Raw genomic sequence first — 6,795 nt, 5'->3', positions numbered from 1 at the left:
GGGATGCGCCGACCGAGCCCCCATGGATGGGTTTACGGCGTGTCCTGCCCTGCCGCCCTTCCCGCTCCAGATCGATAGCAATCCGGCGCCGGGCGGCCCCCCGATGAACCGTCCCCAGAGGACGACCCACCCCCCGGTCGGGTACGATGCTCGCCCCCCGTTCGGGCGCTGTATGCAATGAGCAAGAACAACGAAAAGGCCGCCCCGCAGGGCGATGTGACCCAGGTCCAGGCCGAGGATGCCGTGCGCACCCTGCTGCGTTGGGCCGGTGAGGACCCGACCCGCGAAGGCCTGCTGGATACCCCGCGCCGCGTGGCCGAAGCCTATGGCGACTGGTTCAGCGGCTACCGCGACGACCCGCGCGCCTACATGGAACGCACCTTCGAGGAAGTCGCCGGCTACGACGAACTGATCGTCCTGCGCGACATCGAATACGAAAGCCACTGCGAGCACCACATGGCGCCGATCATCGGCCGCGTGCACGTCGGTTACCTGCCGGCCGGCAAGGTGGTGGGCATCAGCAAGCTGGCACGCGTGGTCGAAGCCTACGCCCGCCGCTTCCAGGTGCAGGAAAAGATGACCGCGCAGATCGCCCAGTGCATCCAGGACGTGCTGCAGCCGGTCGGTGTTGGCGTCGTCGTCGAAGGCGCCCATGAGTGCATGACCACCCGCGGCATCCACAAGCGCGGCGTCAGCATGGTCACCTCGAAGATGCTGGGCAGCTTCCGCGAGGACGCCCGCACCCGCGCCGAGTTCCTGCGCTTCATCGAAGTGGGCGGCAAGCGCTGAGCGCCGTCGCCTCCCGGTGGCGGCCCCGCGTGGCCGCCGCTTTCGCCGTGCCTGCGCCGCGCCTTCGCGCGCGCGCCGGCCGCCGCGCCCTTCCGACCGATCTCGCTGCATGAAGCACCGCGAACGCATCACCCGTTATCGCCACCTGCGCGAACAGCCGCAATGGAAGCTGCTCGCCGCCGACCACGCACCGGAAATCATCGGCCTGCTGCAGGGCCTGCTGATGGACGGCGATCGCACGTTGCCGGCATCGGTCCTCAACGAGCGCCTGCAGCGTGCGCTGGACCAGCTCAACGGCGACGAGTTGTCGCGCGAGCTGCCGCGGACCGCGCAGGCCTACGTCGCCCATTGGCTCGCGCAGGGCTGGCTGGAACGCCGGCTGCCTGAAGGCGCCGACCAGGAGCAGTACGAGCTCTCGACCCAGGCGCTGCAGGCGATCCGCTTCGCCGACAGCATGGAGCAGGCCCGCGTGGCCGCCACCGAGAGCCGTCTGGCACTGGTGATCGAGCAGCTGTCGCAGCTGGCCGCGCAGACCGAGGCCGACCCGGACGCACGCCTGTCCGCATTGCGCGACGAGCGCGACCGCATCGATGCCGAGATCGCCCGTGTCAGCGCTGGCCGGGTGACGGCCCTGGACGGCAAGCGCGCGCTGGAACGCACGCGGCAGATCATCGGCCTGGCCGACGAGTTGACCGAAGACTTCCGCCGCGTGCGCGACGACTTCGAACAGCTCAACCGTGATTTCCGCGAACGCATCATCGATGACGAAGGCGAGCGCGGCGACGTGCTGTCCAAGCTGTTCGAAGGCGTGGACGTGATCGGCGAGAGCGACGCGGGCCGTAGTTTCCAGGCGTTCTGGCGCCTGCTCAACGACGCCGAACAGAGCGCCCAGCTCGATGCCGCGCTGGAGACGCTGCTGGCCCGTGGCTTCGCCCGGCGGCTGGATCGCAACGAGCGCAACTTCCTGCGCGGCTTCACCAGCACCATGCTCGAGCGTGGTGGCCAGGTGCATGACGTGCTGCAGAACTTCGCGCGCAGCCTGCGTGGTTTCGTGCAGAGCCGTGGCTACCTGGAACAGCGCCGCCTCAACCAGCTGTTGAAGCAGGCGCAGTCCGAAGCACTGGCACTGCGCGATGACTTCCCGGCGCAGCGCGCCATTGGCCGCGACCTGCAGCTGACCACCAGCCGCCTGCGTTCGTGGTCGCAGTGGAAGCTGCACGACCCGCGCAGCGCGCAGGTCGATGGCAACGTCGAATACAACGATGCGGCCAGCATCAGCCTGGAAAGCGTGGGCGATCTGGTGGCGTCGTCGGAAATCGATTTCCGCACCCTGCGCCGCGACCTGCACGACCTGCTCGACAGGCAGCCGAAACTCAGCATTGCCCAGGCCCTGTCGCAGCGCGAAGCGCCGCAGGGGCTGGGCAGTGTCATCGGCTACCTCTCGCTGGGCACGCGCTTTGGCAGCGTGATCGCCGGCGAACAGGAGCTTGCCGAATGGCGAGGTGGCGACGGACAGATCCGTCGTGCCCGCATCCCGCTGGTTTGGTTTACCCAGGAGAGACGCCATGAGCTGGCATGAAGACCCCATCGACGCACCGCATGCCGACCTGGCCGAAGACGCTTACCAGGCCGAGCCGGTGGCGACCGTGGCCCAGCCCCGGCGCGGCAACGACGTCTACTACATGGGCGATACCGGCCGCCTGCCGCTGGATGCGCGCCGCGCGCTGTGCCAGCTGCTGATCGGCCCCAGCATCGACCAGCTGCGTCACGCCAAGCTGTGGCCGGCACTGATCCGCAGCGAAGCCGGTATCCGTTCGGCGCTGTCGGACCTGTTCCTGGAACTGGTGCTCGACCGTGACAGTGGCGTGGCGTTCACCCGCCAGGCCGACACCGAAGATGTCGATGCACCGGTACTGCTGCGCACCTCGCCGCTGACCTTCATCGATTCGGTGCTGCTGCTGTACCTGCGCCAGCAGCTGGGCGAAGCCGATGCGCGTGGCAACCGCGCCGTGGTCGCCGATGCTGAAATGGCCGAAGCACTGGCCATCTACGAAAAGAACCTGTCCACCGATCGCGCCGGCTTCAACCGCCGTGTCGCCTCGGCGGTGCAGAAAATGAAGGACAACCACATCCTGACCCGCCTCGGCGGCCAGGAAGACCGCCACGAAGTCTCGCCGGCGTTGAAGCTGCTGTTCTCCGCCGAAGACGTATCCCAGCTGTCGGCGGTTTACCGCCAGCTGCGCGAAACCCCGGCCGCTGAAGCCTGAGAGACCCGAGCACCGCATGGCCATTTCCAAGCACACTCCCGCCCTGTTCAACGAAGGCCTGCCGGACCCGCGCCTGCAGCAGTTCCGCATGCGCCGCCTGCAGGTGCACAACTGGGGCACCTTCAACGGCCTGACCGAAGTGCCGATCGCCGAGCGCGGCTTCCTGTTCGTCGGCCGCTCGGGTTCGGGCAAGTCGACCCTGCTCGATGCCATGTCCGCCTTGCTGACGCCACCGGCCATCGTCGACTTCAACGCCGCAGCGCGTGAAGCCGAACGCAGCGGCCGCGACCGCAACCTGGTGTCCTACGTGCGCGGCGCGTGGGCCGACCAGCAGGACAGTGGCACCGGTGAAATCGCCACCCAGTACCTGCGCAAGGGCGCGACCTGGACCGCGCTGGTGCTGGAGTACCGCGCCGGCGATGGCCGCGTGGTCAGCCTGGTACGCCTGCTCTGGATCGCCGGCAGCAGCACCTCCGCCGGTGACGTGCGCAAGCACTACATGATCGCCGAGCGTCCGTTCGACATCGCCAAGGATCTGGGCGGCTTCGATCTCGACCTGCGCAAGCTCAAGCAGAAGCTGGCCGACGTCCATCACTTCGACACGTTCTCCGGCTATGCCGAACGCTTCCGCCACCTGCTCGGCATCGACAACGAGATGGCGCTGCGCCTGCTGCACAAGACGCAGTCGGCGAAGAACCTGGGTGACCTGAACGTCTTCCTGCGCGACTTCATGCTCGACACGCCGAAGACCTTCGACGCTGCCGAACGACTTGTCAGCGATTTCGCCGAACTCGATGGCGCGCACCAGGCCGTGGTCACCGCGCGGCGTCAGGTCGAAACCCTGAAGCCGGCGCGCGAGCACTATGGCGACCTGCAGGCGATGAGCCGTCGTCGCGGCGATGACGAAGCGCTCAAGCTCGGTATCGACAGCTTCCGCGAAAGCCGTCGACAGTTGTTGATCGAAGCGCGCCTGCGTGAAATGGATACGCGCGACCGTGGCCTGCTGGGCGAAGAAGCGCAGCGTCGCGCGGCGCTGGACAACCACACCGAGCGCCTGGCCGAGCTGGAACTGCAGCGCCGCCAGCAGGGCGGTGAGCGCATCGAGGAACTGGAACGCGAGCAGGGCCGCGCCGAAGCCGAACGTGATCGCCGCCTGGCCAAGCAGGCGCAGGCGCGTGACGCCGCACAGAAGCTGCAGGCCGCGTTGCCCGAGGATGCACATGGCTTCGCCGAGCTGCTTGAGCAGGCGCAGTCCGAACTGGAAGACCGTCAGCGTGCGTCGAGCGCCCTGGACGACGCCATCAGCGAACGGCTGGGCGGCAAGCGCGACGACGAGCGGCGCTTCTCCGACGTGCGTGGCGAACTGGAGGCGATGCAGCGCACGCCCTCCAGCATTCCTGCGCCGATGCAGAAGCTGCGCGCGCGCCTTGCCGAAGAAACCGGTATCTCCGAAGCGGCCTTGCCGTTCGTCGGCGAACTGATCCAGGTCCGCTCGGAAGAGCAGAGCTGGCAGGGCGCGATCGAGCGTGTGCTCGGTGGCTTCGCGCAGTCGCTGCTGGTCGATGACAAGCACTACAACGACGTCGCCGAATGGGTGAACCGTACCCACCTGGGCATGCGCTTCACCTACTACCGCGTGCGTCGCAATGACGATGCGTTCGCCCGCGAACCGTCCGCCAAGTCGCTGCTGCACAAGCTGGAACTACGCGACCACGTGTTCGAAAGCTGGCTGCGCCGCGAGCTGGGCAAGCGCTTCGACTACGAATGCGTGGACGCCAAGCAGCTGCGCAACGTCGACCGCGGCATCACCCGCGAAGGTCAGGTCAAGCATCCGGGCGACCGCTTCGAGAAGGACGATCGCAGTGCGGTGAACGATCGCCGCCGCTGGCTGCTGGGCTTCAGCAACCGCGACAAGCTCGCCGTCTTCGAGAAGGAAGCCCAGGAACTGGCCGCCCGTATCGCCAGCTGCGATACCGACATCGCGCGCCTGCGCAGCCAGCGTGACCGCGACAACGAACGTCGCCTGGCCTGCCACCAGCTGATCGGCATCAGCTGGAACGAAATCGACGTCGCCGCGCCTCAACAGCGTCTGGCCGACATCGAGGCCAGCCTGCACGCCCTGCGCGAAGGCAATGCCGACCTGGCCAGGATCGCCCAGCAGATCGACGCCACCCGCGCCGATATCGAGCAGRCCCGCCGCACTTACGAAGACACCCGCGTCGAGCGCGGCCAGCTGGTGCGCGAACGCGACCGCCTGGATCGTGCCCGCCAGCAGAGCCGGGCACTGGTCCTGCCAGCGCTGGCCGAAGACCAGGAAGCCGGCCTGGCCGAGCGCCTGCAGGAGCAGGGCCCGCTCAGCCTGGAAACGCTGGAAGCGCACATGCGCCAGGTCAGCAACGCGCTGAACGAACAGCTCTCGTCTTCGCAGCAGGACGTCAACCGCATCGAGAACCTGCTGCTGGGCTGCTTCCGCCGCTTCATCCAGCAGTGGCCGGAAGAATCGGGCGACTTCACCGTGTCGGTGGCCTCGGCCGAGGATTTCCTCGCTCGCCTCGAACGCCTTGAACGCGATGGCCTGCCGCAGCATGAAGAACGCTTCTTCGACCTGCTGCAGAACCAGAGCAAGAACAACCTGCTCGCGCTGCAGCGTCACAGCGCGGAGGCCCGCAAGTCGATCGGCCAGCGCCTGGACGAAGTCAACGCCAGCCTGGAGCAGGTGCCCTTCAACCGTGGCACCCTGCTGACCATCGAACTGAACGACCGGCGCCTGCCGGAAGTGCAGGAGTTCCACCAGCAGCTGCGCGAGGTGTTGTCGCAGCAGCAGACCGAGCAGCGCGACCTGGCCGAAACGCAGTTCACCGTCCTGCGCCAGTTGGTCAACCGCCTCGGCTCGCAGGAAGGCGAAGACAAGCGCTGGCGCGAAGTGGTGCTGGACGTACGCCTGCACGTGGAGTTCATCGGCGTGGAGCTGGATGTGGAAACGCGCCAGCAGGTCGAGATCTACCGCAGCGGCGCCGGCAAATCCGGTGGCCAGCGGCAGAAGCTGGCCACCACCTGCCTGGCCGCGGCACTGCGCTACCAGCTCGGCGGCGCCGACAGCCAGCTGCCCAGCTATGCCGCAGTCGTGCTCGACGAAGCCTTCGACAAGGCCGACAACGAGTTCACCGCGCTGGCGATGAACATCTTCGACAACTTCGGTTTCCAGATGGTGGTGGCCACCCCGCTGAAATCGGTGATGACGCTGGAACCGTTCATCGGTGGCGCCTGCTTCGTCGAGATCAGCGGCCGCCACGATTCGGGCGTGCTGCTCATCGAGTACGACGAAGAAGGCAAGCGCCTGAAGCTGCCGGAGCGCAGCCGCCAGCAGGCCGACGAACCGGAAGAAGCCGAAGCCTGATCGCTTCGGCCCGCCCTGGTAGTGCCGGCCGCTGGCCGGCAATCCCCTGTAGAGCCGAGCCATGCTCGGCTGCTCTTCGCGACCGGAAACAGCGTGCCAACCAAGGTTGGCACCTACCAGGTCATGAATCCCGATAGTGGTAGTGCCGATCGCTGGCCGGCAATCGCATTCACGAACTACGGAACGTATCCCACGCCATCCGCGCGATCAGCACCACCACCAGGCCCACGAACAATTTTCGGATGAACGGCGTGCCGCCCTTCAGCGCCAACCGCGTGCCCACCACCGAGCCGATGATGTTGGCTGCCGCCATCGGCAGTGCGAACAGCCACAGGATGTTGC

Annotated in this window: 4 protein-coding genes and 1 pseudogene; 4 read left to right on the top strand and 1 reads right to left on the bottom strand. The window is 67.1% G+C overall.

What is annotated here, in order from left to right; genetic code table 11:
* Positions 1-177 precede the first annotated feature (177 nt).
* From folE to AB4Y84_RS09530, 4 genes are all read left to right on the top strand, one after another.
* A complete protein-coding gene (gene folE, locus AB4Y84_RS09545) occupies positions 178-789 on the top strand; it encodes a GTP cyclohydrolase I FolE (protein WP_089241981.1) in 612 nt (203 codons plus the stop codon).
* A gap of 109 nt (positions 790-898) precedes the next feature.
* Positions 899-2,368, top strand: a complete 1,470-nt coding sequence (locus tag AB4Y84_RS09540) for a DUF3375 domain-containing protein (RefSeq protein WP_025875659.1) — start codon at positions 899-901, stop codon at positions 2,366-2,368.
* Entirely contained in the window at positions 2,355-3,056 is a 702-nt protein-coding gene (locus tag AB4Y84_RS09535; RefSeq protein ID WP_025875661.1) for a DUF4194 domain-containing protein, read from the top strand. Before AB4Y84_RS09540 ends, AB4Y84_RS09535 begins: the two co-directional genes overlap by 14 nt.
* A gap of 16 nt (positions 3,057-3,072) precedes the next feature.
* Positions 3,073-6,453 carry an ATP-binding protein gene (locus tag AB4Y84_RS09530; protein WP_442250059.1) on the top strand — a complete coding sequence of 1,127 codons (3,381 nt, stop codon included), beginning with the start codon at positions 3,073-3,075 and terminating at the stop codon, positions 6,451-6,453.
* A 169-nt stretch (positions 6,454-6,622) separates the two neighbouring features.
* On the opposite strand, the pseudogene AB4Y84_RS09525 reads toward AB4Y84_RS09530, so the two are convergent.
* Positions 6,623-6,795 (bottom strand): annotated as a pseudogene (locus AB4Y84_RS09525) (sulfite exporter TauE/SafE family protein); the annotation flags it as partial.

Source organism: Stenotrophomonas sp. 2YAF22 (genome assembly GCF_052114665.1).
In the GTDB taxonomy this organism is placed as follows: domain Bacteria; phylum Pseudomonadota; class Gammaproteobacteria; order Xanthomonadales; family Xanthomonadaceae; genus Stenotrophomonas; species Stenotrophomonas indicatrix.
The sequence above is the reverse complement of the archived record's forward strand: the minus strand, read 5'-3'. Positions and strand labels throughout refer to the sequence as shown.